Below are 24596 nucleotides of genomic sequence, written 5' to 3'. Positions count from 1 at the left end.
ATGACGCCAGAAATGGTCATGGACCTGGCCCACCAGGGCATGCGTGTCACCCTGTTCCTCGCTGCCCCGCTGCTGCTCACCGCGCTGCTGGTCGGCCTGCTGGTCAGCCTGTTCCAGGCGGCCACCCAGATCAACGAGATGACCCTGTCGTTCATCCCGAAGATTCTCGCGGTGTTCGCCGTGCTGGTACTGGCCGGCCCGTTGATGATCCAGTTGATCGTCGACTTCACCCGGGAACTGTTCGCCAACCTCCCCGGCATGCTCGGCTGACCGTGGTCGAGGTCGACTACGCGCAACTGCAGCAATGGCTGCTCGCCTTCTTCTGGCCGTTCTGCCGGATCACCGCCTTCCTGCTGGCCACCCCGCTGTTCGGCCACAGCGGCGTACCGGCCCGCGTGAAGATCGCCCTGGCGGTACTTTTGAGCGTGCTGCTGGGGCCCAACCTGCCGCCGCTGCCGGAGGTCGCGCTGTTCTCCTGGCCGGGCCTGGGCATCACGGTCGAACAGATGCTGATCGGTCTGGCCATCGGCATGGTCATGCGCGTCACCTTCGCCGCGGCACAGACGGCCGGCGACATCATCGGCCTGCAGATGGGCCTGGGTTTCGCCACCTTCTTCTCGCCGGACACCGGCACCAACAGCATGGTCCTCTCGCGCCTGCTGTACACGATCGCGCTGCTGCTGTTCCTGGCCTTCGATGGCCACCTGTTGGAACTCGAACTGCTCGCCGGCACCTTCGCCAGCCTGCCGATCGGCTTGCCGCGCCTCGATCCCTCGGCCTGGGAAATGCTCGCCCGCTACGGCGGCACCCTGTTCGTCTCGGGCCTGCTGCTGGCCCTGCCGCTGGTGGCCTCGCTGCTGATCGTCAACCTGGCGATGGGCATCCTCAACCGCTCGGCACCGCAACTGACGGTGTTCTCGGTGGGCTTCCCGCTGTCCCTGAGCCTGGGCCTGCTCCTGCTGACGGTGCTGATGGGGAATCTGGGAGGCTTTATCCAGGGACTGCTGCGTGCCGGCTTGGACTTCATCATGCAACTGACCGCCAGCCTGTCGCTGACACCGGTCTGAACGGCAGCCCTTCAAGGTCGTGCGCGTTTCCCCGAGCGGGGCCATGGGAGCGAGGCCGATGGCGTCTGAGCAGGAGCGGGCTCGTCCGCGATACTCGGAATTTCGCCGATGATCGCGGACGGATCGGCCCCGCTCCTCGCCGAAAAGCAGCCGAAGGGCTCGACAGGACTCGCCTTCAGAGCAGGTCGAACAGCGACAGCGAACTGATGTCGACGAAAGCCTTCTGCGCCGCCTGCAGGCCGACCTGGCGCAGGCTGTATTCGGAAATGGCCTCGTTGTAGTCGAGGTCGATCAGGTCGGAGAGGGTCTGCTTGTAGTTCAGGGCGCGGTTGTCGCCCACCGCGTCGAGCACGTCCAGTTCGTTGAGCCGCGCGCCCACCGAGGCGCGCACGGTCAGCACGCTGTCCAGCGCGTTGTCCAGTTCGCGGCTGGAGGTGGACAGGGTGTTCTGCAGGCGCGCCAGGTCGGCGTCGGTCTCGACCGGCGTATCGAGGGCGGCGATCATGTTCTCGAGAGTGCGGAACAGGTCGGGGTCGGCGTTCTGGGCCTTCTCCACGACGATCGAATCGCCGTCGGCCGGGGTGCCTTCCAGGGTCAGGCTCAGGCCGTTGATCTCGATGCTCTGCCCGTCCGCGTAGGGCACCTGGGTGGTGCCGCCGTCGCTGCTATAGGTGACGCTGCCGTCGGTGGCCACCGCGAAGTCCAGGGTGAAGCCGCTGCCGAAACCGGCGGCCGTGGAGTCGCTGACGTAGGGGCCGGTGAAGGTGACGGTGCCGGCGTTGCCGGCGTCGGCCTGGGCCAGATAGCCGGCGGAGCCGTGCACGCTCTGGAAGATCTGCTTGCCGTTGTCGCTGCTCGGCATCTGCCGCGAGGCATCGACCTGCTGGAGTATCAAGCCCTCGTCGCCCTGATAGGCGACCGCGCCGCTGGTGTTGTCCTTGACGAAGGGCGGGCTGCTGTCCTGATAGCCGCCGAACAGGTAGCGACCGCTGCCGTCGGTGGCATTGGCCTGGCCGAGCAGGGACTCGTAGATGCCCTTGATCTCGCTGGCCAGGGAGGAGCGGTCGGCGTCGCTGAGGGTGCCGTTGCCGGCCTGGACCAAGCGGGTCTTGGCGCTAGCGATGGCGTCGGCGATGCTGTTCAACACGCTCTCTTCCTGGGACAGGGCGTTACGGGTGCTGACCCGCGCGTCGTCGTATTGCTGGTTGACGGCCTGGGACTGGGACACGCTGATCGCCCGCGAGGCGGCCTGGGGATCGTCGGAGGGATTGACCACCCGCTTGCCGCTGGCGATCTGCTGGCCGACCTTCAGGTACTCGCTCTGCTGGCGGACCAGCGAACTCAGACCCTGTTCGAACATGGTGACGGTGCTGATACGCATGCTTGGCTGTCCTCCGGGATCAGGCATCGAGGCCGAGCAGGGTGTCGAGCACGGTCGCCCCCACCTCGATGATTTTGGCGCTGGCCTGGTAATACTGCTGAAAACGGATCAGGTTGGCCGCCTCCTCGTCCAGGTTGACCCCGGACTCCGACTGCTGCAGGGCGCGCAGTTGCTCGGTGAGTCCCTGCTGCGCGGCCAGGTTGACCTGCACCACGTTGGCCCGATTGCCGACGTCGCCGACGATCGAGGCGTAGGCCTGGCTCAGCGTGGCGACACCGCCGACCAGCGCGCTGTTCTGCAGGTTCTGCAGGGCCAGGGCGTTGCGGTTGTCGCCGCTGCCGGTGCCGCTGCCGTCGTCCTGGCCGGCGGCGATCAGCGAGGTATCCTGGATCAGGTTTTCGAGCCCGCCGGCGGCGCGCTTGGTCGGCTGGACGAGGAAGCGGTCGCCCTCGGCCGGGGTGCCGTTGACCGTCACGCTCATGCCGCCGAACTCCAGGCTGCTGGCGCCGGCCGCGAAGGTTTCAACGACTTCCCCGGTGTCGTTGCGGGTCACCATATAGCCGTCGGCGGCGGTGTACTTCACCGTGTAGTCGCTGGCGGTCAGGCCGCTGACGTCGGCGAGGAACTCCGCCTCCAGGTAGGCGTTGCTGGTGTTGTTGGCGTTGCTGTAGACGGTCGGCTGGGTGGTGGCGAAGAATGCCTGTCCGGGGTTGCCCTCGTAGTCGACGCCGGCCATGTGCTGCGCATTGAAGCCTTGCGCCAGGGACACGGCGAGCTGGCCGAGCTGGTTCTGGGTCTTGTCCAGAGTCTCCCGGCGGAAGGTCATCAGTCCGCCCAGTTCGCCGCCCTCGAAGGCGGTTTCGGAGAATTCGCGCAGGTTGCCGGCGCCGTCGCGGTAGCCGACCACGGTGCGCGTCGGGTCCGCCGACGAGGCCATGGCCTCCAGGGCGAAGCTCTTGGTACCGGAGACCAGGGCCTGGCCGTTGCCGATGCTGATGTTGTAGCTGCCGCCGTCCTGGATGGTCAGATCCACATCGACCATGCCGCTCAGTTCGGCGACCAGTTGGTCGCGCTGATCCAGCAGACTGTTGGGCACCGTGCCGGTCTTGGCCTTGGCCAGGCCGATCTCGCGGTTGAGCATGGCGATCTGCTCGGCGGTGTTGTTAATCTGGAAGACCACGTCCTCGATCTGCCCGTTGACGCCCTGCTGCATGTCGTTCAGGTAATCGTCGAAAGCGCGGAACTGCGCGGTCAGGGTATCGGCGGTGCCGATCAGCCCCTGGCGGGCGGCCGGATCGGAAGGCGCCGAGGCCAGGTCCTGCAGGGAGGAGAAGAAGCTTTGCAGCAAGGGGGACAGGCCCGCCTCGCTGTCCGCCAGCAGATTGTCGATCTGGGTGATCTGCGTCTCGTAGGCCTGCAGCGCGCTGGAATTGCTGGTCGACTGGTTGAGCTGGGTGGCGACGAACAGGCTGAACTGGCGCTGCACGCCGTTGCTCTGCACGCCGTTGCCCAGGTTGTTCTCGCCGAGCAGGGTGACCTGGCGGTTGTAGCCGTCCGTGTAGACGTTGGTGATGTTGTTGGAGGTGGTGCTCAAGGCCACCTGGGCGGCATTCAGGCCGCTGACGCCGATGGAGAAAATACTCATGAAACCTTCCCTTTCGCAGCTTGCTTCAGGTTATCGGCCGCGGCGGCCGGGACTTGAGGCGCCTGGCCGTATCTTTCCGCCGGACTGCGCATTCAGTCGGCCGTCCGCGGCGAGTTGTCCACATCCAGGCGGGCGACTTCCTGCGTCTGGCCGAGCGGTCCGAAGCTGGCCATGACCGCGATGAGCTTGTCGGCATAGGCCGGGTCGGTGGCATAGCCGGCCTGTTGCAGCTCGCGCGCCGCCTGGGCCGCGTCCGGCGCGGCGACCACCCCGGCGTAACGGGGATTGCCGCCGATCAGCCGGGCATAGTCGGACAGCGCGGCATCCAGGGTCGGATAGGCACGGAAACGCTCCACCCGTTTCTGTGCCTGACCGTCGACGTATTCGGTGGTCAGCACGTCGGCCGTCGCGCCGCGCCAGCGGCTGCCGGCCTTGATGCCGAACAGGTTGTAACTGTCGCCGCCGTCGGCCGTGGCGATCTGCCGGCGTCCCCAGCCGGTTTCCAGGGCCGCCTGGGCGAGGATCAGTTCGGCGGGCACGCCGCTGGCGCGGCTGGCGCGCTGCGCCGGCTCGCGCAGCCGGGCGAGGAAGTCCGTGACATGGGCCGGACGCTCCACCACGGCCCCCAGCGAATCCTCCGGCGAGCGAGCGCTCCGCCCGCTCCCGGGGGACGACGGCGCCAGCGCGCCGTACAGCGCCTTCGGCGTGGCGCGCGGAATCCCGGCCAGCAGGTTTTCCTCCCTGGCGCTCTCCACGGCAGCCGCGGCCTGGACGGTGCCGCGCAACTGGCCGGCCAACTGTTCGGCCAGTCCCAGGCCACGGCCGGCCAGATGCTGCGCCCACTGCTGGTCCAGCAGTTCGGTGTAGAGACGGGTCTGCTCGCTGTCGAACAGGCCCGACTGCGGGCTGGCCTTGCGCATGCTTTTCAGCATGGCCTGCAGGAACAGCGCCTCGAACTGCTTGCTCGCCTCGCGCAGCGCGGCCGGCGAGTCCTCGCGAGCCGTGTGCTTGAGGTGCTGCAGCCCCTGCAGGTCGAGGGCGAAACGCTCGCCGAGCGCCGCCGTGGCCATCAGATGATCTCCAGTTCGGCGCGCAGGGAGCCGGCGGCCTTCAGGGCTTCGAGGATCGACATCAGGTCCTGGGGCGTGGCGCCCAGGGCGTTGAGCGCCTTGACCACGTCCATCAGGTCGGCACTGCCCTCGACCAAGTGCAGGGCGCCGCCCTCCTGCTCGATGGAGATATCGCTGTTCGGCGCCACCACCGTCTGCCCCCGGCTGAAGGGCTCCGGCTGGGAGACGCGGTTGTCGGTGTCGATGACGATCGACAGGTTACCGTGCGCCACGGCGGCCCGGTGCAGCTTGACCGCGCCGTTGAGCACCACGGCGCCGGTGCGCGAGTTGACGATCACCTTGGGCCGCTCCGCCATCGGCGTGACCTGGACGCCCTCCACCCGCGCCATGAAATTGACCCGCTCGTTCGGCGACGAAGGGCCCTGCAGGCGGACCAGGCCGCCGTCCTGGGCGGAGGCCACGGTGCGGCCGAACTCGTTGTTGATGGCCAGCACCACCCGCCGGGCGGTGGCGAAGTCGGGACTGCGCAGGTAGAGATCGAGTTCGCCCCTGGAGCCACCGAGCATGAGCGGCACCTCGCGCTCCACCAGCGCGCCGCGGGCGATCCGGCCGCCGGCCTGCTGGTTGATCTGCACGCTGCTGCCATTGGCCTGGGCGCCGACCCCGCCGACCAGCAGGTTGCCTTGGGCCAGCGCGTAGGTCTCCCCGTCCATGCCCTTGAGCGGCGTCATCAGCAGGGTGCCGCCGCGCAGGCTGCGGGCATTGCCGATGGAGGACACGACGACGTCGACCTGCTGGCCGGGACGGGCGAACGGCGGCAGGCTGGTGGTCACCATCACCGCCGCGACGTTGCGCATCTGCATGTTGCTGCCGGACGGCACGGTGATGCCCAGTTGCGACAGCATGTTGGTCAGGCCCTGTTCGGTGAAGGGCGTCTGGGTGGTCTGGTCGCCGGTTCCGTCCAGGCCGACCACCAGGCCATAGCCGACCAGCACGTTGTTGCGCACACCGGCGAAGTCGGCGATGTCGCGTACCTGCTCGGCCGGCGCCGCGGCCGGGAGCAGCAGGCAGACGAGGCAGAGCAGCCGGCGCAGCGTCCGGCACGCCGTACCGGCGGAGGGGACACGGGAAACGGAATCGGGCATGGCGGAAGGCATCAGAAGGGAGAGACGTTGAGGAAGAAGCGCTGCAGCCAGCCCATGTGCTGGGCCTCGTTGATGTAGCCGTCGCCCACGTATTCGATGCGGGCCATGGACACCAGGGTCGAGGACACCGTGTTCTGTACGGTGATGGTGCGCGGATTGACCAGGCCGGAGAAGCGGATGTACTCGGTTCCCTGATTGATGGCGATCTGTTTTTCGCCGACCACGCGCAGGTTGCCGTTGGGCATCACCTGCTGCACGGTCACGGTGATGGTGCCGGTGAAGGAGTTGTTCGCCCGCGAGCCGCCGCTGCCGGAAAAGTCGTTGTCGCCCGAGGCCTCGGCGCCGAACTCGCCGACCTTCTCCGGCTTGTCCGAGGTCGTGGAGAAGCCCAGCGACATGCCCGAGGAACGGTTGGCGTTGGAGGCCGAGTTCTTGCTGGCGCTGACCTGCTCGTTGAGCACTATGGTCAGGATGTCGCCGATCATCCGCGGCCGGCGGTCCTCGAACAGCGGCTGGTAGATGTGACCGACCTGGAAGATGGAGCCGTTGGCCTGCCTGAGCGGCATCTGCGGCACCTCCAGCGGCTGGTCCTTGACCACCGAGGTCCGCGGCAGTTGCGCGCAGCCGGCCGCCAGGAGCAGCGCGGCCAGCGGCAGGGCGCGGGCCGGGAGAAGCCGCCATGCACGAAGCACTCGATTATTCCTTGCCATGCGCTTGCTTATAGCTGGGTCAGACGCGCGAGCATCTCGTCCGAGGTTTCCACGGCCTTGCTGTTGATCTCGTAGGCGCGCTGGGTCTGGATCATGCTGACCATCTCTTCCACCACGTTGACGTTGGAGGTTTCCACGTAACCCTGGTAGAGACGGCCGGCCCCGTTGGTTCCGGGGATATTCTCGTTGGGCGCACCCGAGCTGGCGGTTTCCAGGTAGAGGTTCTCGCCGACGCTCTGCAGGCCGGCCGGGTTGATGAACAGCGCCAGGTTGAGCTGGCCGACCTGGTTGGCCTGGGCGTTGCCCGGCTGGGTCACCGAGACGATGCCGTCCTGGCTGACGGTCACCGACAGGGCATTCTCGGGAATGGTGATTCCGCCCATCAGCAGGTAGCCGCTGGAAGTGACCATCTGGCCGTTCTCGTCGAGCTGGAAGCTGCCGTCGCGAGTGTAGGCGGTGGTGCCGTCGGGCAGCTCGACCTGGAAGAAGCCCTTGCCGTTGATCGCCAGGTCGTTCGAGTTCTCGGTGCCCTGCAGGTTGCCCTGGGAGTGCAGGCGCTCGGTGGCCACCGGACGCACGCCGGTGCCGATCTGCAGGCCGGACGGCAGCTTGGTCTGGGTGGTGTTGTCGGCACCGGGCTGGCGCAGGTTCTGATACAGCAGGTCCTCGAAAACCGCCCGCGTGCGCTTGAAACCGTTGGTCGCGACGTTCGCCAGGTTGTTGGCGATCACGTCCATCTGCACCTGCTGGGACTCCAGGCCGGTCTTGGCCGTCCACAACGATCTGATCATCGGTGAATCTTCCTCCGTTCACGGCCGCCGCGACGGCCGCGTATGCCCGTCAGCCCTGCAGGGACAGCAGGGCGTTGGCGCGCTGGGCGTTGTCGTCGGCGCTGTCGATGGCCTTCATCTGCATCTCGTAGCGCCGCGCGTTGTCGATCATCGCCACCATGGCTTCGGTGGCGCTGACGTTGCTCCCCTCCAGGGCTCCGGTGACCAGCCGGGCGGTCTCGTCGACCGCCAGCGGCTGGGAGACGCCGGTATCGTCCGGAGGCGCGCGGAACAGGCCGTCCTCGCCGCGCTCCAGCTCTCCGGGAGCGGCGCTGACCAGCTTCAGGCGGGCCACCACGGCACTGGTGTCGGGGTCCTGCCCCTCCTCCACCACGCTGACGGTACCGTCGGCGCCGATGCTCACCTGGCTGCCCAGGGGCACCGTCAGGGGGCCGCCGTCGCCGATCAGCGGATGGCCGGCCACCGTCATCAGGCCGTTGCCGTCGATCTGCACGTCGCCACGCCGGGTATAGGCCTCGCTGCCGTCGGCGGCCTGTATCGCCAGCCAGGCATTGCCGTCGAGCGCCACGTCCAAGGGACGGCCGGTGCGGGTGACCGGCCCCTGGCTGAAATCGACGCCGGAGGTGGTGGCACGCACCGAGACGCGGGTCGGCAGCCCCTCGCCGTCGACCGGAACGGCCTGCAGCTCCATCAACTGGGCGCGGAAACCCGGAGTCACCGCGTTGGCCAGGTTGTGCGCGACCACCGCCTGCTGGTCGAGACTCTGCTTGGCGCCGCTCATGGCGGTGAACAACATGCGATCCATGGATCAGGCTCCGTCAGCGGCCGAGGTTGACCGCCTGTTCGAGCACTTCGCTCTGGGTCGAAACCGACTGGGCGTTGGCCTGGAAGTTGCGCTGGGCGATGATCAGGTTCACCAATTCCTTGGTCAGATCGACGTTGGAAGCCTCCACCACGCCGCTCTCCAGGGAGCCGAACTGGCCGTTGCCGGCCGTACCCACCAGCGGTTGCCCGGAGGCCGCGGTTTCCACCCAGGCGTTGTCGCCCACCGGCTGCAGGCCCTCCGGGCTGCGGAAGGTGGCCAGTTGGATCTGCCCGACCACCAGCGACTGTTCGTTGGAATAGTTGCCGACGACGTTGCCGTTCTCCTCGATGGTGAAACCCACCAGGCTGCCGGCGGTGTAGCCGTCCTGGTCAAGGCTGGACACCTCGAAGTCGTTGCCGAACTGGGTGCTGCCGGTCAGGTCGAGTTCGAAGCTGATGTCCGCGGCGCCATTGGTCATGGCGAAGTCGAAGCTGGTCGGCGTATAGCCGTCGAGCAGGCCGCTGGTGGTGAACTCGAGCGCCTGCGCGGCACTGGCGGAAACCGCGCCATCGAGGGCGGCATTGACCGCCCACTCGTTGGTCCCGGTCTTGGTGAAGTAGAGGGTCAGTTCGTGGGAGTTGCCCAGCGAGTCGAACACCGTGGCGGTATTCGCATAGGAATAGGTGTTCTCGTCGGTCGCATCGAAGGCGGCGGTGATCACGTCCGAGCCGGAATCCAGGTTGAGCGTCGCGTCGAATTCCGTGGTCGGCTGGGCCTGCAGGCCGTCGGCGGGAATCTGGATGGCCCCGTTGGAGCCCAGCAGGCGTGCGCCCTGGGCGTTCTGCAGGTAACCCTCGGGAGTCAGGGTCAGTTGCCCGTTGCGCGAATAGACCACCTGGCCGGCCTGTTCGAAACGGAAGAAGCCCGAGCCGCTGATCGCCAGGTCCAGACTGCGGTCGGTGGTTTCCAGGTTGCCCGAGGTGAAGTTCTGCACCACCCCGGCGACCTGGACGCCCAGGCCGACCCTGGAGCTGGCGTAGACATCGGCGAACTGGGTGGTGGAACTCTTGAACCCGACGGTCTGCGAGTTGGCGATGTTGTTGCTGACCACGTTGAGGTTGCTGGAGGCGGCGTTGAGGCCGCTGAGTGCCTGGGAAAAGCCCATGATCTGCTCCGTGATGGTTGAGGCGGCCGAGCACCCGGCGGGCGGCGGCGAACGTGAAAAACGTCGAGAAATTGGCGGCGGCTCAGAGAATCTGGCGGACGTCCTGCAGGCTGACCTGCCCCTGGAGAGCGCCCAGATCCAGCAACGGACCGCTGTCGGTACGGGTCACGCCGCCGACCAGGGCATAGCTCAGGGTGGTGGCGGACAGCGTCTCGCCGTCGGCAAGGGCCTCGACCGTCACCTTGTAGGCGCCGTCCGGAGCCGCGCTGCCATCCTCCAGGAGGGCGTCCCAGTTGAAGGAGTGCACGCCGGCATCGAGAGCGCCCAGGTCGAACTGGCGCACCACGGTGCCGCTGCTGTCGGTCAGGGTCACCTTGACCGAATCGGCGGCCTGATCCAGCTCGATGCCGAACGGCGTGGCCTCCTCGCTGCCGACCAGCACCTGGCTGCCCGACACCAGCACGCCGTGACCGACCAGCGCCGCGGCCTGCAGGGCCTGGGTCTCGTCGATCTGGCCGGTGATGCCTTCCAGCGTGGCGTTCAGTTCCTCGATGCCGTTCAGGGTGTTGATCTGCGCCAGCTGCGAGGTCAGCTCGGCGTTCTCCATGGGCTTCAGCGGGTCCTGGTTCTGCAGTTGCGCGATCAGCAGGGTCATGAAGTTTTCCCGCAGTTCGTCGGAGGTGCTGGCGCTCTGCGTCGTGCTTGTGGTGCCGTTGATGGCGCTGACGACCGAAGTGTCGATGGTGCTCATGGAAGAATTCAGCCCTCGCCGAGAGTCAGGGTTTTCAGCAGCATCTGCTTGCTGGTGTTCATCACCTCCACGTTGGCCTGGTAGGAACGCGAGGCGGCGATCATGTTGACCATTTCGTGCACGGGCTCGACGTTGGGCAGGCTCACGTAGCCCTCTTCGTTGGCCAGCGGGTGTTCGGGACGATATTCCTGGCGCAACGGCGAGGGGTCCTCCACGACCTGCACCACCCGCACCCCACCGGTGTCGGAACGCCCGCGGGCCATGCTTTCGAACAGCACCTGCTTGGCGCGATAGGCCTGGCCATCCTCGCTGCCGACACTGTCCACGTTGGCCAGGTTGCTGGCGGTCACGTTCATGCGCTGCGACTGCGCGCTCAATGCCGAACCGGCGATATCGAAGATGTTGAACATCGACATGCTGTCCTACCTCACTCCGGCTGCATGGCCGTCTTGAGCCCTTGCAGGCGACTGTCCAGGAAGGTCAGGCTGGCCTGGTAGCGCACCGTGTTGTCGACGAACTGGGCCCGCTCGCGATCCATGTCCACGGTGTTGCCGTCCAGGCTGGGCTGGTCGGGAACCCGGTACAGCAGCTCGCGCACCGCGAAGGTCGTCGAGGTGCCCTGCAGATGCCGCGACGAGGTGGTCGCCAGGCTCATGGAGGAAGCACCCCGCCCGTCCTTGACGGCCTTGGCCAGCTCGCGGGAAAAGTCGAAGTCACGCGCCCGGAACTCCGGCGTATCGGCATTGGCGACGTTGGCGGCCAGCACCTGATGGCGCTCGCTGCGCAGATTCAAGGCTTCCTGTTGAAAGCGCAACGTGGCGTCGAGCTTGTCGAACATGCTGCGATTCCCCTGACGATCATTCGATTGATGGCAAAGTAACAGCATGCCTTTCGGGGCAAAGGCGGAAACAGGCTCGCATTTACCAAGCAATTCCACCCTTTTGTCCCGGCGCCGGACTCCCTAGAATTCCCGTCCCGCCGCCGACGGAACAACCGCATGTCGAGCCTCCCTCCGCTCCGCTTCCTTCTGACGGGAGCCCTGCCATGCCTGCTGGCCTGGCAACCGGCCTGGGCCGCGCCGGACCTGCTGGAAACCCGCGTCCGCGAGTTGATCGTGCAGCGCCTGCCGCCCGGCGAGCGGCAGGAACTGCGCATCGAACTCGAACGCCCGGCCGCCGCCCTTCCCGACTGCGAGGACCCGCGGCCGTTCCTGCCGCAACCGAACCAGCGCCTGTCGGGGCGGCTGGCGATAGGCGTCCAGTGCGCCGGCACGAACCAGCCCGCCCGCTACCTGCAGGCCAGCGTCGGCATCCTCGGAGAATATGCGATCGCCCGGCGCGCGATAGAACCCGGCGAAACCGTCGAGGCGGACATGCTCGCGATGCGCCGGGGACGCCTGGAGCGCCTGCCACGCAACGCGGCCATTACCACCGACGAGATCCTCGGCATGCAGGCCACCCGCGCCATCGCCGAAGGCAGCACCTTCCAGCGCAGCGCCCTGCGCGCGCCCGAACTGATCGAGCGCAATGCCCAGGTCGTCCTCGAAGCCCGGGGACCCGGCTTCGTCATCAGCCGGAAAGCCACCGCGCTCGACAGCGGCGCTCTGGACAGCCTGGTGCGAGTGCGCACCGAAGCGGGGGAAATACTGCGTGGCAGGGTCGTCGGCCGCAACCGGCTGCAGGCCGCCCAGTGAATTCCGGCGCTCAGCCTTTGCATTTCCGCGAAGCGACGACTCAAGTTTGTCCATGGAGGGCCGATAGTTCATTTCGGAAACACTGCGAGAGAAATCCACCGTGAAAATCGACAACTCCTCCACTCCGCCGGGAGCCGCACGACCGACCGACAACCGGGAAGCCGGCCCGCGCATCCAGCGTGACGCTCCCGCCAGCCGGACGGAATCGCCTGCCGTCGTCGCTCATATCGGCCAGTCCGCCGAAACGGACGCCACACGGGACATCGATATGGCCCGCGTCGTGGAAATCCGTCAGGCGATCGGCGAAGGACGTTTGCAGATCCGCGCCGAACGTATCGCCGGAGGACTGATCGACAGCGTCCGCGAACTGCTCGGCGATGGAGCCTGAGCATTTTCACCCGGAAGGATTTCCATGAGCCTGAGCAAGCACCTCGCAACCCAGCGCCAGACTCTGCAGCGTTTCGTCGAACTACTCGAGGAAGAGCGCCAGGCCCTCACCGAGGCGGCCGTCGACGGCCAGCGCCTGGCCGACCTGGCCGCCGCCAAGCGGACCCTGTTGGGCGAACTCGAACATCTGGAAAAGCAGCGCGGCAACGCGCAGGCCAGGCTGGGCTATAGCGCGGGACGCCGTGGCGCCGAACAGGCGGCCAGCGACGCCGGCTGCCTTCCCGCCTGGCAACAGTTACTCGAACTGGCCGGCCACGCCCAACTGCTGAACCGTCTCAACGGTGACACCATCCGCACACGCCTGGGACACAACCAGCGCATCCTGAACTTTCTGCACGAAGCGGCCGGGCACTCGCTCTACGGCCCAGACGGCCGCACCCGACGCGGCGGCAACCTCGGCGGCCTGTCCGGCTGAGAAACGGACCACGCCGACAGCGCCACGAACCATCGGGGAAGCAACGCCCGTAAACAGCCTGAAACTTTCAGGCCGGAAACGAAGAAGCCTCGTATGGGCCGGGGGCTTCCTCCATTCGATCTTGCGCTGGAGGAGGGATTCTGCCCCCCATGCGGCCTCCAGTCCGCTCCAGGCCGCCAAACGCCTAGGTCATACATTCAATAGATGGCGTTACAACGGCGTATGCCGGCGGGCTTTCCGCCCTAAAAATGTCCCGAGCTCTTTTTCGCCATCCCCCATCTCGCCCGTCCGGGGACCGCCCTCCTCCGTTCGGTACGGCGATCCGCTCTAGCGCTGGAGTTCGCGCCTCGATTGCTCTGGCCTATCCCCAGCCTTGTCGCCATGCGTCATGTCTATCGCATAGAAGGTGGCCCGCCCGGCCCCCTTCCCGCTGACCATCTCTTGGCTGTATATGCCGGCCTTGGCGTACCATTTGTCATTCTTGTAACTGCGGATATCGAACTGGCCACTTACCGTCTCATCATCGATGGTCACAGATAACTTGCCAGTTGAAGTGACCTGCACATCGTAGGAGAACTCCTCGCCCAGCTTGAACGGCCTGGAAAAGGACGGCCTCAGTTCTTTGCCGTTCAGCTTCGGCCGGTGCTGCACGTTGATCTTGAATGTGTCGGCCGAGCCGGCCAGCCGCGCGACTTGGAGCTTGAAGGGAGGATGATTGGACTCGCCGTGGAATTGGCCGATGATTGCCTTGCCAGAGGCAGGCAGCGAGTCGACCGTCAAGGTTGCACTCAGTTGGTGAACCGGAGCGCTATCGAGGCTCCAGTTGGCCTCGTCGTCGTCGCCGTTGGGCAAGGTTTCCCTGAGTTCAGAGCGCGGGTACGTGCTGTTTTTGGTCGACTTGATCCCGTCACCTGACGACGGAGCGAAGAAGGTAATGGAACCGTCGGCATTGCGGATAAACCATGGCGATGCATAGGTCTGCAGATCTTCGGTCTGGATGATCTCCGCATCGACGGGAATAGTGAGGTTCCAGTGGGAAAGGTCGATCATGTCGTGTCCTATAGGGTTGGTTTGCGGTTACATCTGGGGAATTATTGATCCACTTCGCCGCGTCTAGCTCTTGAAAGCTCCCCTTTGCCTCAGCCTGAGCAGTTCGACCTGCGCTTCGGCCTTCTGTTCGGGGCAGGATCGACCTATCCGCCACAGTCGGAATGCCCCGGCTCGCGCCGGCCGCCGCCAGGCTTCGACCCGTCACACCGGACTCGGCCGGCACGTCCCCCAGCAGCACCTCCCGGATACGCGGCCACTCGGTCACCGGCAGTCGGGCCGTCTGGTCGATGTCCAGCCTACCCACGCCTGCCGATCCCTTCCGTTTGAACGCTTGCCGCAGACTCTCTCGCGTCAGCATCGCCTCCAGCAGCGCCGCCCCTGTGTCGTCCGTGTCATGCCGCGTGCCCCGGGCTCCGCCACGGCATACCCCGCCCGAGACTTCACCCCCGGCCTACGGCATCCCGCTCCGCTCGTGCGGATTTCCGGCGCAGGCCCCGGCATCGACATGACTTTGGGCACGCCCTCTCGTTCGGCCCTCCGCCGCAGATTCCAGCCTTCCCGGCCCAGCCTGCGAGCACTACGGTCTCCGCCGACTCCTCCCTTTCAGGAGGGGCCTACTTAACGGCAGAACTCTCATCCACAGAGTGCGCCCATGCTGGGCGCACAAGAAGAAAAAGCCCGCACGGGGCGGGCTCCCATGGAAAGTGTCGGCTAGGGTCTGTTAACTCTATTTACTAGAATGCAGCAAAACAGTGTTGAGACCGAGTGCCATGCAACTGACCGCCGAGCAATTCAAACAAATCGAAGGCTTGTTGCCGCGCCAACGCGGCAATGTACGCCTGGGCAACCTGCAAGTACTCAACGCCATCCTGTATGTGGCAGCCAACGGCTGCAAATGGCGCGCGCTGCCCGAACGCTATGGCAACTGGCACACCGTCTACACCCGCATGATGCGCTGGAGCAAAGCCGGCGTGCTCGATCGTGTTTTCGAACAGTTGCAGCGCCAGCGACTTATGCAGATACGCATCGAGGCCATCAGCCTCGACTCCAGTATCGTGAAGGTGCATCCGGATGGTACGGGCGCGCGAAAAAAAACGGTCCTCAAGCCCTCGGTCGCAGCCGCGGCGGCTGGAGCACCAAACTGCATCTGGTTGCCGCGGATGATCGCAATGTCGTGACCTGGAGCCTGACGGCGGGGCAGGCTGGCGATGCCCCCGAAGGCAGGCGCTTGATTCAGGCGTTGGGACCTCACCACGGGCTCGTGGCTCTGTTGATGGACAGTGCATACCAAGACAATGCCACGCGCGAGCTGGCTTGCGGCCTGGGTTTCGTGCCGGTGGTGCCACCCAACCCCCGGCGGCGCCAGCCGTGGGAGTATGACAAACCGCTCTATCGCCGACGCAACGGTATCGAGCGGCTGTTTCGACGACTCAAGGCCTGGCGCCGCGTGTTCACGCGCTACGACAAGCTTGACCTCATGTACGCCGCCTTCGTCACTGTGGCTCTTATCGCTGAGGCCCTACGGTAGTGTTAACAGGCCCTAGAGCATTTTTACCTTATCCCGATTCATATCCGGCTGCCTCGAAGTAGTGCCTGCAGTCCTGTGCAGAGAACTGCGCAATCGCCTCGCCAATGCTCTGCCACAGCTGCGGCACGGTCCGCGCCGCCGCCTTTCTCAGCAGTGCCTTGAGCTTGGAGAAGGCCATCTCGATCGGGTTCAGGTCGGGGCTATAGGGTGGCAAGTAGCGCAGTGTGGCTCCTGCGCCTTCGATGGCCTGGCGTACTCCCGCCACCTTGTGGGCCGGCAGGTTGTCCATCACCACGATATCGCCGGGCGTCAGCTCGGGTACCAGAACCTGCCCGACATAGGCCAGGAAGACCGGGCCGTTCATGGCGCCATCGAGCACCAGCGGCGCGCTCAGGCCATCCACCCGCAGGCCGGCGGTAAAGGTCGTGGTTTTCCAGTGGCCGTGGGGGATCGCGGCCCGGCAGCGCTCGCCGCGAGGGGCCCAGCCCCGCAGGCGGGCCAGGTTCGTCGAAGCGGCGGTTTCGTCGACGAAGATCAGCTTGCGCCAATCGAAACCGGACTGCTCCTCGATCCATCCCTGTCGGGCTGCCTGGACGTCCGGCCGTTGCTGCTCGGCTGCATGCGCGGTCTTTTTTTGAACGTCATGGCGTGCCGGTCGAGAAACGTCCACACCGTCGCCAGGCTGACACGGACGCCACGCTCCCGTTCGAGGGTCGCGGCGAGTTCGGCCAGCGTCAGGTCGGGGGTCTGCTCGAGCAGGCCGAGCAGGTAGTCCGCATGGGGATCGAGCCGCAAGCCCCGGGGCTTGCCCTGTCGGCGGGCGACGAGTTCCCCGCCTTCCCGGAAGCGCCGCACCCAGACGATCGCTGTTGCCGTCCCGACGTCGAATCGCTCGGCGGCCTGCCGAGCCGATAGCCCACCCATGGCCGCGTCGACGACGCGCCGGCGAAGGTCCGCACTGTATGCCCGAGCCATTCTGGTCTCCTTGTCCGAGCGGGAGAGGAGAACCGAAATGACCAGGAAGAGCAACCCCTGCTTGTCGAATTCGTGTTTTCAAAAAATGCTCTAGAGGTCATCCCAGCTTTCGATATCCTCATCCCAGCCGTCTTCATCTTCTGGCTCCAGCTCTACCAGGTTTTCCAAGACTTCGTCCTCGAACGAATAGTCGAGGCCATCATCTTCAAGGTCTCTCAGGGACTTGTCAGCCTCGCGATCAAGCAGCCCCTGATGCTCGAGGTCGAATTTGTCTTCGTCTGTCCACATGGCCGCTCCTATACAACAGTGCTCATCCAACGGACACGTTGTATTCGAGGCAAGCAGCCGACCCGAAGTTCTATCAAGCAATGTCGGCCCGGTAGATGCGGACTTCACGAGCCGGCCTGTAGGTCGCTGCCGTCACAGAGCCGGTAGCGCTCCTTGAGCCGGCGAATCATGTCCGGGGTGTCGTAGACGTTCATCACCTCGTACACCGGAATTCGGTAGCGGAGGTGTGCCTACTTCCTGGGCTTTGCAGCCGTCCGCTTTTCCGCCACATCTTGAATCAAACCCGCGTGGTTACTGGGCTTCGTACTACCCGCAGACACACCTGGCACCGTTGGCAACCCGCGAGGACGGCAATGGAGACTGGCACGATCAGGCGTGCCAGGATGGAGGTTCCGAAGGAGAAAGGGGCCGGGGCCTGGGCCGCAAGGTTACGGCCGATCGCACCAGCGCTGGAACAGTTGCGCAGCAGCGTGCGGTAACAAGCACCCTGCCAATTGTTACCGCCGATAGGTTCAGCGTGACAACGTGCCCCTGAAACGTGACAACGCGCGTTTTGTGTTTCGGAGTCAGCGGTGAATCTTGACGTGCCTCCAGCGTACCGCTCCGGTTCACGAGGCATTTAAAGCGGGCCGGCGTTCGCCAGCGCGGACCGAACCGATGTCGGCACGCATTCGCCAACCGGGCACTGTCGAGCCGGTTGCCCGCCAGCTTGGCCACAGCGATACAACGATGGTGAAGAAACTTTACGGCCGCCGGATACCCTGACACCAAGAGCATGGCCAGCATGGTTTCGCCAACGATGGGGCCGGAAGCAAGCCAGAGCGGCATATAACGGCGTGGATGACGCCATTTTTGCCCTAGACTTGTCCCAAATATAGGACGCGAAAGAAAAAGCCCCTGAAATCTACTCGATCATCAGGGGCTTGCGTTCTTTCTGACCTGGCGGTGGAGGAGGGATTCGAACCCTCGATACGGTTTCCCGTATACACACTTTCCAGGCGTGCTCCTTCAACCACTCGGACACCCCACCGGACAAAACCAACGGGCCCTGTAGCCCGTCGACGGCGCGCAATTTATCCGAACGAACCCCAGAAAGCAAAGCTTTTTTCAAAAAATTCATGCGTTTAGCCGGAGACACCGATTCACGGCAAACGCCCCCATGACGAAATGGCATCATCGTGGGCAAGGCCAACACCAAGGAAACGAAGAGGCTGCTGAAGAACAGTTGATCCACGCCCCACGAGTGTTGGCTCAGCGGGGCAATGCCAAGCCAGTCAAAGCCACAAGTGCCAGGCTGGCCAGGCAGGCTGCCTGCGTGGACGCACGGGAAAGTCTGCATCGGATCATCGGCATGCCTCCTTCCACCCAGGAATGCTCACCGTACTGTGCGAGCGGCCTCCTTAAAAGCGGCTATTACTGAAAAATGATATAAAAAACATAAAAATCATGAAAAATATTTCTAAGCTCCTGTACGGAATCCCTTAGAGTTTTCAGGCATCCGCACACTTCGCCCCCGCCCGAAGGCAATTTCGGGCATGAAACATGCAAAAAACAAGATGTCATATCAACAATAAGAAAGGCAGAGCATGTTCAGACCTCCTCAAAAAATCAGGCAAGTCGGTCTCATCGTTTTTGTCATCATGATGCTTCTGATCCTGCCCAATCTGGGGCATCTGATGGGCTAGAACATGTGCCTGGAACCTCTTTGGGTCAGGGCATCGCCGAAAGCCGCCACCACGCCAGCAGCAACGGAAGAAAACCGAATGCCAGGAAGGTCGAGCACAGAACCAGGCTCGCCACCTGCTCCGGCGAACGCCCGGCGCGCACGGCGAACAGATAGTTGAGCACGGCGACCGGCATGGCCGATTGCATGACCAATACGCCCAGCGCCAGGGGCGACAGTCCCAGCACCAGGCCGATGCCCCAGGCCACGCCGGCCCCGCAGAGAAGCCGCAGCGCGCCGAGCAGCATGCCCAGGCCAAGCTGCCGGGTGCGGATGCTCGCCAGCGACACGCCGAGCGTGATCAGCATCAGCGGAATGGTCATGCCACCGAGCAGTTGCACGGTATTGCTCAGCCAGCGCGGCAATCCGAGGTCGAGCAGCAGGATCGGCAAGGCCAGTGCGAGGCTGATGATGATCGGATTGGCCAGGAGCTTCCTGAAGGACTGCTCGGCGCCGGAAAGCACCATGCCCACGGTGAAGTGCCCCAGCGACAACACCAGGAAAAAGGCCACGGCCAGCGCCAACCCCTCCTCGCCGAAGGCGTAGAGGCTGATCGGCAATCCCATGTTGCCGGAGTTGGGGAACAGGTAGGCCGGTACCAGTACCCTCCAGTCATAGTGCAGCGAGCGGCTGAGCAGCAGGCCGATCAGCCCCATGCAGCAGGTCACCGCCACGCAGGCGACCGCCATCTGGCCGAAGGCCCGCGGATCGATTTCCGAGCTGCTCAGACTGGACAGCACCAGGCAAGGCGTGCCGATGTTGAGAATCAGGCGGGTGACGAAGTCGGTGGGATAGACATGGCCGAAACGCACCCAGCCATAACCGACGCCCGACACGATGAAAATGGGCGCCATCACAGCGAACAACTCAGCCAGCATTGGGCCTTTTCCTTAACGGATCGATGGAGGGGCGCACATCCTAGCCTCTCCGCCAGGGCCCGGGTCAATCCGGCCGGCCACCATGCGAATCGGAAGGCCTACAACCTTTAGCGAGTGGTTTTCTGTAATGTGACTGTTGATTATCTGCCTAACAATCGGTTATCCATTCACATGAGGACTGCGACGAACGGCCGCAGTTCCATGAAAGGTTCGACGAAGAGCATTCCCGGCGCCGATCCGCCGGAGCATCAGCGATCTGGGCGAACCCCGCCCGCCGGTTCAAGACCTGTCCGGCAGGGCGGCCAGCCCTTGAAGAGGAGGCTGCAGCATGAACGATTGGGGAGTCATTTCGGCCAGAGAAGGGTCACGGACGGATTCGCATCCCGCGGCGAGGCCGCTGAACGGATGGGGCGCGATGGAGCGTACCCATGTCGCCGATCTGCAATTCATTCCGCTGTACCGGGAGTTGCGCGAGAAAGTGAGACTGCTGGCCCAGCGCGCCGAAAGCTGCATCTGCGGGGGCCCGGAGCGGAACTTTCACCTCGATGTCGCCAAGGCGATCGACTCGGTGATGGGCTTCGCCAACGGCCGCCCCGCCATCCTGACCGGCGAGCAGCGCCGGCTGTTGGCCGACCTGCAAACCGAGTTCAGCGGTACCCTGCGGCAAAGCCTGAACGCCGGAGAACGGCATCGTCAAGCGGTGGAAAAAGCCAAGCGGGCCGCCCTCGACTTCCTCGAGCGCGCCGGTCGGCCTCTGGCCATGGACCCGGTAGCGGCCTGAGCCTCGCGACAAGCACCGGCAGAACCTCCCAGGGCCACAGGCAGGAAAGCCCCATTCGAGCAAGGATGCCTCGCCCTCCCGCCGTTAGCAGACCATCGCACCGCTCCTCGCCGCACCGCAATCCCCTGGAGTCCTTCACCATCGATACCCATTCACTCGCTCCCTCTCCCCTGGCGGCCTACCTCCAGGCCATCGAGAAGAACGGCTTTCGGCCGGACGAAGCACAGCGCCAGGCGGCCCTGCTGTTGGACGACTGCCATCGGGCCCTGCACCAGGCCGAGTATCGGCAGCCGATAACCGGCGTCTACCTCTGGGGACCGGTCGGGCGCGGCAAGACCTGGCTGATGGACAGTTTCCACCGCAGCCTGCGCGTTCCCGCCCGCCGTCAGCACTTCCACCATTTCATGCGCTGGGTGCACCGGCGGCTGTTCCAGTTGACCGGCTCGGCCGATCCCCTGCGGCTGCTGGCCGCCGAACTGGCCGGGGAGCTGCGGGTACTGTGCTTCGACGAACTGTTCGTCAACGATATCGGCGATGCCATGCTGCTGGGTCCGCTGCTGCAGGCGGTGTTCGAACAGGGCCTGGTGGTGGTCGCCACCTCCAACCAGCCAGCGGCGCAACTGTATGCGGACGGTTTCAATCGCCAGCGCTTCCAGCCGGCCATCGCCGCCATCGAACGGCACATGCAAGTCGCCTGCGTGGATGGCGGCCAGGACCATCGCCTGCATCCGGGCGCGCGCCAGCAGCGCTACTGGGTAACCATGCCGGGCCAGGCGAGCGCGCTCGGCGAGGTCTTCGCTCGACTCAATCGGGGCGCGCCGACAGCCAGCACGCCCGTCCAACTGGAGCACCGCCGCCTGTCCGCGGTGTGCCACGGCCCGGCAGCGGTCTGGTGCACCTATGCCGAACTCTGCGAGCAACCCTTCTCCGCCTTCGACTTCATCGCCCTGTGCGATCGCTTTCCGGCCATTCTGCTGGGCGCGGTACCCAGCCTGAGCGGCCGCCAGCGCGAGGGCCGCATCGCCCGCGGCACCGAAGACGGGATCGAGCGGGTGGTGGCCGGCGACCGCCAGTTGCCGATGCTCTCCGTGCACGACGACGGGGTACGGCGCTTCATCGCCCTGGTGGACGAATGCTACGACCGCCGGATACCGCTCTACCTGGAGGCCGAAGTGGCGCTGGAAGCCCTCTACACCGAGGGTTACCTGTCCTTTTCGTTCCGCCGCACCCTGAGCCGCCTGCAGGAGATGCAGTTGCAACGCTTCGGTTAGAGCCTAGCCGGGCCCTTCCTCCGACCAGCGCACATGACACACCGCCACCGGCAGGCCATGGGCCACGACATAATCCAGCCAGCGGCGCTGGTTGTCCTGCAGGCGATCGCCCGGCCCCTTCACCTCGATCATCCGGTAGCGCCGTTCGGCCGGCCAAAACTGAATGAGATCCGGCAGCCCCGAGCGATTCGCCGGGATGTCGCGCAGGATGCGTTCGAAGAACAACCGTAGGTGCGCTCCGGGAATACAGGCCAGGGCCCGGGTCAGCAAGGCCTCGTCGAGCAGTTCCCAGGCGACGAAGGGCGAGCGCAGGCCATGCTTCTCCCGAAAGGCATGATGGATCGCCCGGACATGCCCGTCGCGGTCCAGAAGCCCCAGACAACGCTCGAATAGATCGGCACGGCGAGCCAGGAAGTCCGCCCGGCCGAGATCGGCGGGAGCGCCATGAAAAGGATGGAAGAACGCTCCCGGCAATGGAGCGAAGAGCGCCTCCCAGCAGAGCAGGCCGAACAGCGAACCGATCAGCGCGTTTTCCACGTAGTGCACGGGCGCATCCGGCCGGCTCAATTGCCGGAGGACCGCCAGTTCGACGGGGTCCTCCGATCTCGGCAGGAGCAGATCGAGCCGCTCGAACGCGGCGGCTTTCCGGCGCGCTGGCGCCTCCAGCCCAAGCGTGCGGCGCAGGCGCGGCAGGATGCGCTCCAGTTGCTGGCTCTCCTCCTCGCTTTCGGCCGCATCGGCGGCGGACATCGCCAGCTCGAATGCCGCCTCCGGCTGTCCACAACGCTCCAGTACTCGGATTACCCGCTCCCGCGCGCCGGGATGGCGATTGCCGGCATACAGGCGCAGCGCTTCGGACAGCTTCCCCTCGCGCTCGAACTGCCGGGCGAGTCGTAGCAACAACTGGCCGCGCCGGCTCTCCAGCCAGGCGTTGGCATAAGGGGCGGTCGGTATGTCGACCAGCACATCGCTGACCGTCTCGCCGGCCTCGAAACGCTCGCGGCAACCGTGTAGGTGCAGGTAGGCGTCCACCTCCCAGCGACTGTGGAACGCCTTCGACTCCCGGGAGAACGCCACTCGCTCGTAACGGTGGATGCCCAGGTCGGCGAGGACGAACTCGCTCCAGTCCTGCCGGAGATTGCCGAAGAACATCAAACGCAACCGCTCGCACATTCCATCGACATGCAAGAGCAATGCCCGCTCACCCAGTTGCGGGCACCAGTCGGCCAGGCAGCGCGCCTCTTCATGACCTGGGCGCAGGTGCGCCAGCAATGCCCTCTTGGTCAGGCTGGCCGGAAGGCCGAAGGCCTGGGTGATCTCGATCCTGGTCAACAGATCGAACAGTTCCTCGAGCACGAGCCGGGGAGCATCGTCGACCCAGCCCAGCTCGATCAATGGCGTGGCCGCCCGCAACGGACAACCGATTTCCCCGTAACTCAACCTGCCCGAGCGGAACAGCGAGCCCTTGCGCATCACCATGCGCACCAGCAGGGCGCGCGAAGCCCTGGGCAGCAGCGAAAAGCGTTCGAGGAAAGCCCGCTCGGCCGCATCGAGCAGATCGCCATGGGAGGCTCCAACCCAGTCGAGGACCTGCTGGAAATTCGCCAGATAATAGAAAGGGTCGGCGAGGGATCGGGGCGAGACGGAACGGGTATCGGTCATGCGCTTTGAACGGTTCCGAAATTCCTGTATCTATCCGGCCACCGGGGCCGCGGGCAAGGGGATGCCATCATCGGCTGCCTGCGGGCCCATGAAAACCGCTGCCACGCCTCCGGCCACCACTTCAAGGATGCGCCCATGCGCCGCTCGATCACCCTCGCCCTCCTGCTGCTCGCCAGCCTGCCGCTGGCCGCCGCCGAACTGCTCCTCGAACTGCCCGAAGGCTCGCGCCGCTGGTCCAGCAGCGAGCTGCTCGCCCATCCGCAGACGCGCAGCTTGTCGATTCCCGACGATCCGACCTACCGGCGGGAGATGCATTACCGTGCCCTGCCCCTGGCCGCGCTGCTCGAAGGCGTGCGTCCCGGCGATCATCTGCAGGCTCTGGCGCTGGACGGCTTCGCCGCCGAGCTGCCCGCGGCCCCCCTGCTGCACGAAGATGGCGCCCGCGCCTGGCTGGCCATCGAAGACCCTGCCGCGCCCTGGCCGGCGCTGGGCAGGAACAAGGCCAGCGCCGGTCCCTTCTATCTGGTCTGGAGCGATCCGCAGGCGGGCGACATAGGCCCCGAACAGTGGCCCTTCCAGATCGCCCGGCTCCGCCTGCTCGCTTCGGTCGCCGAGCGCTTGCCGGCCCTACGGCCGGCCACCGACGCCAACGTCTCCATCCAGGCCGGCTTCGCGCTGTTCCAGAAACATTGCCTGGCCTGCCACCGCCTGAACGGCCAGGGCGACGCCCGGTTCGGGCCGGACCTGAACCTGCCGTACAATCCCACCGAATATTTCCACGAGGCCTTCCTGCGCCGCTACATCCGCGATCCGCAGGCCTTGCGCCAGTGGTCGCAGGGACGGATGCCGGGCTTTGGCGTGGAGGTTCTGGGCGAACGGGAGCTGGACCACCTGCTCGCCTATCTGCGCCACATGGCCGGACGCAAGGCCGAGCTTCCCTGAAGGGCGTGGAGCACCGGCCGGATACCGGCCGGCGCGAAGGACTCAGGGCCCCGAATGGGCCGCCTCCTGGGTGACTCCCCAACCATCGAGCACGCCGCCCAGAGGCAGCACCACGGACTCGAGATCATGCTCGAAGGTGTCGATGCCGGCATGGGTGGCATACATCACCTTGCTCACCTGCAGGTGCCAGGCACCGTCATCACGGGCGGACACCTCCGTGCGCAGGGACTCGCCACGAAAGTTTCTGGCCGCCATGCGGGCCCGCTCCTCGTCGGGAAAGATGGCGTAGAAGTCGATGGGATGAATACGGGTGAAGTCGAACCCGCCCTCCTTCATGCGGCGCAACACGACGCCGCTGACATCATCCGGGAAGGTGTTGTTATTCATGAAACGACCCCCTCTCAATGATGAAT

The 24596-nt window shown here is 65.3% G+C and carries 26 protein-coding genes and 1 tRNA gene; 9 read left to right on the top strand and 18 right to left on the bottom strand.

From position 1 onward, the window contains the following. A complete protein-coding gene (fliQ, locus tag AVCA_RS11005; protein WP_012700994.1) occupies positions 1-270 on the top strand; it encodes a flagellar biosynthesis protein FliQ in 270 nt (89 codons plus the stop codon). A 2-nt stretch (positions 271-272) separates the two neighbouring features. Then, complete coding sequence (gene fliR, locus AVCA_RS11000; RefSeq protein ID WP_012700993.1) at positions 273-1067, top strand: flagellar biosynthetic protein FliR; 795 nt, start codon at positions 273-275, stop codon at positions 1065-1067. 175 nt (positions 1068-1242) lie between these two features. Here the strand turns inward: fliR and flgL are convergent, their stop codons facing one another. The 11 genes from flgL to flgB all read right to left on the bottom strand — a co-directional run bounded on the left by flgL (position 1243) and on the right by flgB (position 11368). Beyond that, positions 1243-2448 carry a flagellar hook-associated protein FlgL gene (gene flgL / locus AVCA_RS10995; protein ID WP_012700992.1) on the bottom strand — a complete coding sequence of 402 codons (1206 nt, stop codon included), beginning with the start codon at positions 2446-2448 and terminating at the stop codon, positions 1243-1245. A 19-nt stretch (positions 2449-2467) separates the two neighbouring features. Beyond that, the gene (flgK, locus tag AVCA_RS10990; protein ID WP_012700991.1) at positions 2468-4093 is read right to left on the bottom strand and encodes a flagellar hook-associated protein FlgK; all 1626 of its coding nucleotides are present in this window, start codon (positions 4091-4093) and stop codon (positions 2468-2470) included. Positions 4094-4185: 92 nt separating this feature from the next. Beyond that, positions 4186-5163: a flagellar assembly peptidoglycan hydrolase FlgJ gene (flgJ, locus tag AVCA_RS10985; protein WP_012700990.1), complete on the bottom strand. Its 978-nt coding sequence runs from the start codon at positions 5161-5163 to the stop codon at positions 4186-4188. Further along, complete coding sequence (locus tag AVCA_RS10980) at positions 5163-6308, bottom strand: flagellar basal body P-ring protein FlgI (protein WP_175555965.1); 1146 nt, start codon at positions 6306-6308, stop codon at positions 5163-5165. Before AVCA_RS10980 ends, flgJ begins: the two co-directional genes overlap by 1 nt. 11 nt (positions 6309-6319) lie before the next feature. Beyond that, entirely contained in the window at positions 6320-7000 is a 681-nt protein-coding gene (locus AVCA_RS10975; protein ID WP_231876322.1) for a flagellar basal body L-ring protein FlgH, read from the bottom strand. 26 nt (positions 7001-7026) lie between these two features. Then, positions 7027-7809 (bottom strand): flagellar basal-body rod protein FlgG, encoded by a 783-nt coding sequence (gene flgG / locus AVCA_RS10970; RefSeq protein ID WP_012700987.1) that lies wholly within the window; start codon positions 7807-7809, stop codon positions 7027-7029. Positions 7810-7858: 49 nt separating this feature from the next. Then, positions 7859-8614: a flagellar basal body rod protein FlgF gene (locus AVCA_RS10965; protein WP_012700986.1), complete on the bottom strand. Its 756-nt coding sequence runs from the start codon at positions 8612-8614 to the stop codon at positions 7859-7861. Positions 8615-8627: 13 nt separating this feature from the next. Next, positions 8628-9779 (bottom strand): flagellar hook protein FlgE, encoded by a 1152-nt coding sequence (gene flgE, locus AVCA_RS10960; protein WP_012700985.1) that lies wholly within the window; start codon positions 9777-9779, stop codon positions 8628-8630. Between the two features lie 82 nt (positions 9780-9861). After that, positions 9862-10530 carry a flagellar hook assembly protein FlgD gene (gene flgD, locus AVCA_RS10955; protein WP_012700984.1) on the bottom strand — a complete coding sequence of 223 codons (669 nt, stop codon included), beginning with the start codon at positions 10528-10530 and terminating at the stop codon, positions 9862-9864. Positions 10531-10538: 8 nt separating this feature from the next. Beyond that, entirely contained in the window at positions 10539-10946 is a 408-nt protein-coding gene (flgC, locus tag AVCA_RS10950; RefSeq protein ID WP_012700983.1) for a flagellar basal body rod protein FlgC, read from the bottom strand. Between the two features lie 11 nt (positions 10947-10957). Beyond that, positions 10958-11368: a flagellar basal body rod protein FlgB gene (gene flgB / locus AVCA_RS10945; protein ID WP_012700982.1), complete on the bottom strand. Its 411-nt coding sequence runs from the start codon at positions 11366-11368 to the stop codon at positions 10958-10960. Between the two features lie 159 nt (positions 11369-11527). Between flgB and flgA the strand changes: the two genes are divergently transcribed. The 3 genes from flgA to AVCA_RS10930 all read left to right on the top strand — a co-directional run bounded on the left by flgA (position 11528) and on the right by AVCA_RS10930 (position 13085). Continuing rightward, a complete protein-coding gene (flgA, locus tag AVCA_RS10940; RefSeq protein ID WP_012700981.1) occupies positions 11528-12223 on the top strand; it encodes a flagellar basal body P-ring formation chaperone FlgA in 696 nt (231 codons plus the stop codon). 100 nt (positions 12224-12323) lie between these two features. Next, on the top strand, positions 12324-12611 hold the full coding sequence (gene flgM, locus AVCA_RS10935; RefSeq protein ID WP_012700980.1) for a flagellar biosynthesis anti-sigma factor FlgM: 288 nt from the start codon (positions 12324-12326) through the stop codon (positions 12609-12611). A 24-nt stretch (positions 12612-12635) separates the two neighbouring features. Then, positions 12636-13085, top strand: coding sequence for a flagella synthesis protein FlgN (locus AVCA_RS10930; protein WP_012700979.1), 450 nt, complete (start codon positions 12636-12638; stop codon positions 13083-13085). Positions 13086-13412: 327 nt separating this feature from the next. On the opposite strand, the gene AVCA_RS10925 is transcribed toward AVCA_RS10930, so the two are convergent. Further along, positions 13413-14135, bottom strand: a complete 723-nt coding sequence (locus AVCA_RS10925; RefSeq protein ID WP_012700978.1) for a polysaccharide lyase family 7 protein — start codon at positions 14133-14135, stop codon at positions 13413-13415. Between the two features lie 770 nt (positions 14136-14905). Here AVCA_RS10925 and AVCA_RS25760 point away from each other — a divergent pair. After that, positions 14906-15663 (top strand): IS5 family transposase gene (locus tag AVCA_RS25760; RefSeq protein WP_144061657.1). Its coding sequence is split into 2 segments (ribosomal slippage): positions 14906-15221 and positions 15221-15663, totalling 759 coding nucleotides; the frame shifts between segments, so codons are not numbered across the junction. Positions 15664-15691: 28 nt separating this feature from the next. On the opposite strand, the gene AVCA_RS10910 is transcribed toward AVCA_RS25760, so the two are convergent. The 4 genes from AVCA_RS10910 to AVCA_RS10890 all read right to left on the bottom strand — a co-directional run bounded on the left by AVCA_RS10910 (position 15692) and on the right by AVCA_RS10890 (position 19527). After that, positions 15692-16638, bottom strand: a protein-coding gene (locus AVCA_RS10910) for an IS630 family transposase (protein WP_085930839.1) whose coding sequence is annotated in 2 segments (ribosomal slippage) — positions 15692-16293 and positions 16293-16638 — 948 coding nt in all. Because the reading frame shifts where the segments join, the coding sequence is not laid out codon by codon here. 90 nt (positions 16639-16728) lie between these two features. Then, a complete protein-coding gene (locus AVCA_RS10900; RefSeq protein ID WP_012700977.1) occupies positions 16729-16926 on the bottom strand; it encodes a hypothetical protein in 198 nt (65 codons plus the stop codon). A gap of 940 nt (positions 16927-17866) precedes the next feature. Then, positions 17867-17956, bottom strand: a tRNA-Ser gene (locus tag AVCA_RS10895). Positions 17957-18636: 680 nt separating this feature from the next. After that, entirely contained in the window at positions 18637-19527 is an 891-nt protein-coding gene (locus tag AVCA_RS10890) for an AEC family transporter (protein WP_012700973.1), read from the bottom strand. Between the two features lie 415 nt (positions 19528-19942). Between AVCA_RS10890 and AVCA_RS10885 the strand changes: the two genes are divergently transcribed. Together AVCA_RS10885 and zapE are read left to right on the top strand one after the other, a co-directional pair. Next, positions 19943-20308, top strand: a complete 366-nt coding sequence (locus AVCA_RS10885; protein ID WP_012700972.1) for a hypothetical protein — start codon at positions 19943-19945, stop codon at positions 20306-20308. Between the two features lie 65 nt (positions 20309-20373). After that, positions 20374-21579 (top strand): cell division protein ZapE, encoded by a 1206-nt coding sequence (gene zapE / locus AVCA_RS10880; RefSeq protein WP_012700971.1) that lies wholly within the window; start codon positions 20374-20376, stop codon positions 21577-21579. Positions 21580-21582: 3 nt separating this feature from the next. On the opposite strand, the gene AVCA_RS10875 is transcribed toward zapE, so the two are convergent. Then, on the bottom strand, positions 21583-23241 hold the full coding sequence (locus AVCA_RS10875; protein WP_012700970.1) for a VRR-NUC domain-containing protein: 1659 nt from the start codon (positions 23239-23241) through the stop codon (positions 21583-21585). A gap of 135 nt (positions 23242-23376) precedes the next feature. Between AVCA_RS10875 and AVCA_RS10870 the strand changes: the two genes are divergently transcribed. After that, positions 23377-24183 (top strand): c-type cytochrome, encoded by an 807-nt coding sequence (locus AVCA_RS10870; RefSeq protein WP_012700969.1) that lies wholly within the window; start codon positions 23377-23379, stop codon positions 24181-24183. A gap of 42 nt (positions 24184-24225) precedes the next feature. On the opposite strand, the gene AVCA_RS10865 is transcribed toward AVCA_RS10870, so the two are convergent. Then, a complete protein-coding gene (locus AVCA_RS10865) occupies positions 24226-24570 on the bottom strand; it encodes a ribonuclease E inhibitor RraB (protein ID WP_012700968.1) in 345 nt (114 codons plus the stop codon). Between the last annotated feature and the right edge of the window lie 26 nt (positions 24571-24596).

The organism is Azotobacter vinelandii CA, from assembly GCF_000380335.1.
Lineage (GTDB): Bacteria > Pseudomonadota > Gammaproteobacteria > Pseudomonadales > Pseudomonadaceae > Azotobacter > Azotobacter vinelandii.
Note: the sequence above shows the minus strand (reverse complement) of the source record. Positions and strands in the feature narration are given on the sequence as shown.

What these genes read in the sequence shown, in the direction of transcription:
- fliQ (WP_012700994.1), top strand. Translation starts at nt 1, where the DNA reads ATGACGCCAGAAATGGTCATGGACCTGGCCCACCAGGGCATGCGTGTC.
- flgL (WP_012700992.1), bottom strand. Translation starts at nt 2,448, where the DNA reads ATGCGTATCAGCACCGTCACCATGTTCGAACAGGGTCTGAGTTCGCTG.
- flgK (WP_012700991.1), bottom strand. Translation starts at nt 4,093, where the DNA reads ATGAGTATTTTCTCCATCGGCGTCAGCGGCCTGAATGCCGCCCAGGTG.
- flgJ (WP_012700990.1), bottom strand. Translation starts at nt 5,163, where the DNA reads ATGGCCACGGCGGCGCTCGGCGAGCGTTTCGCCCTCGACCTGCAGGGG.
- AVCA_RS10980 (WP_175555965.1), bottom strand. Translation starts at nt 6,308, where the DNA reads ATGCCCGATTCCGTTTCCCGTGTCCCCTCCGCCGGTACGGCGTGCCGG.
- flgG (WP_012700987.1), bottom strand. Translation starts at nt 7,809, where the DNA reads ATGATCAGATCGTTGTGGACGGCCAAGACCGGCCTGGAGTCCCAGCAG.
- AVCA_RS10965 (WP_012700986.1), bottom strand. Translation starts at nt 8,614, where the DNA reads ATGGATCGCATGTTGTTCACCGCCATGAGCGGCGCCAAGCAGAGTCTC.
- flgE (WP_012700985.1), bottom strand. Translation starts at nt 9,779, where the DNA reads ATGGGCTTTTCCCAGGCACTCAGCGGCCTCAACGCCGCCTCCAGCAAC.
- flgD (WP_012700984.1), bottom strand. Translation starts at nt 10,530, where the DNA reads ATGAGCACCATCGACACTTCGGTCGTCAGCGCCATCAACGGCACCACA.
- flgC (WP_012700983.1), bottom strand. Translation starts at nt 10,946, where the DNA reads ATGTCGATGTTCAACATCTTCGATATCGCCGGTTCGGCATTGAGCGCG.
- flgB (WP_012700982.1), bottom strand. Translation starts at nt 11,368, where the DNA reads ATGTTCGACAAGCTCGACGCCACGTTGCGCTTTCAACAGGAAGCCTTG.
- flgA (WP_012700981.1), top strand. Translation starts at nt 11,528, where the DNA reads ATGTCGAGCCTCCCTCCGCTCCGCTTCCTTCTGACGGGAGCCCTGCCA.
- AVCA_RS10930 (WP_012700979.1), top strand. Translation starts at nt 12,636, where the DNA reads ATGAGCCTGAGCAAGCACCTCGCAACCCAGCGCCAGACTCTGCAGCGT.
- AVCA_RS10925 (WP_012700978.1), bottom strand. Translation starts at nt 14,135, where the DNA reads ATGATCGACCTTTCCCACTGGAACCTCACTATTCCCGTCGATGCGGAG.
- AVCA_RS10900 (WP_012700977.1), bottom strand. Translation starts at nt 16,926, where the DNA reads ATGTGGACAGACGAAGACAAATTCGACCTCGAGCATCAGGGGCTGCTT.
- AVCA_RS10890 (WP_012700973.1), bottom strand. Translation starts at nt 19,527, where the DNA reads ATGCTGGCTGAGTTGTTCGCTGTGATGGCGCCCATTTTCATCGTGTCG.
- AVCA_RS10885 (WP_012700972.1), top strand. Translation starts at nt 19,943, where the DNA reads ATGGAGCGTACCCATGTCGCCGATCTGCAATTCATTCCGCTGTACCGG.
- zapE (WP_012700971.1), top strand. Translation starts at nt 20,374, where the DNA reads ATGCCTCGCCCTCCCGCCGTTAGCAGACCATCGCACCGCTCCTCGCCG.
- AVCA_RS10875 (WP_012700970.1), bottom strand. Translation starts at nt 23,241, where the DNA reads ATGACCGATACCCGTTCCGTCTCGCCCCGATCCCTCGCCGACCCTTTC.
- AVCA_RS10870 (WP_012700969.1), top strand. Translation starts at nt 23,377, where the DNA reads ATGCGCCGCTCGATCACCCTCGCCCTCCTGCTGCTCGCCAGCCTGCCG.
- AVCA_RS10865 (WP_012700968.1), bottom strand. Translation starts at nt 24,570, where the DNA reads ATGAATAACAACACCTTCCCGGATGATGTCAGCGGCGTCGTGTTGCGC.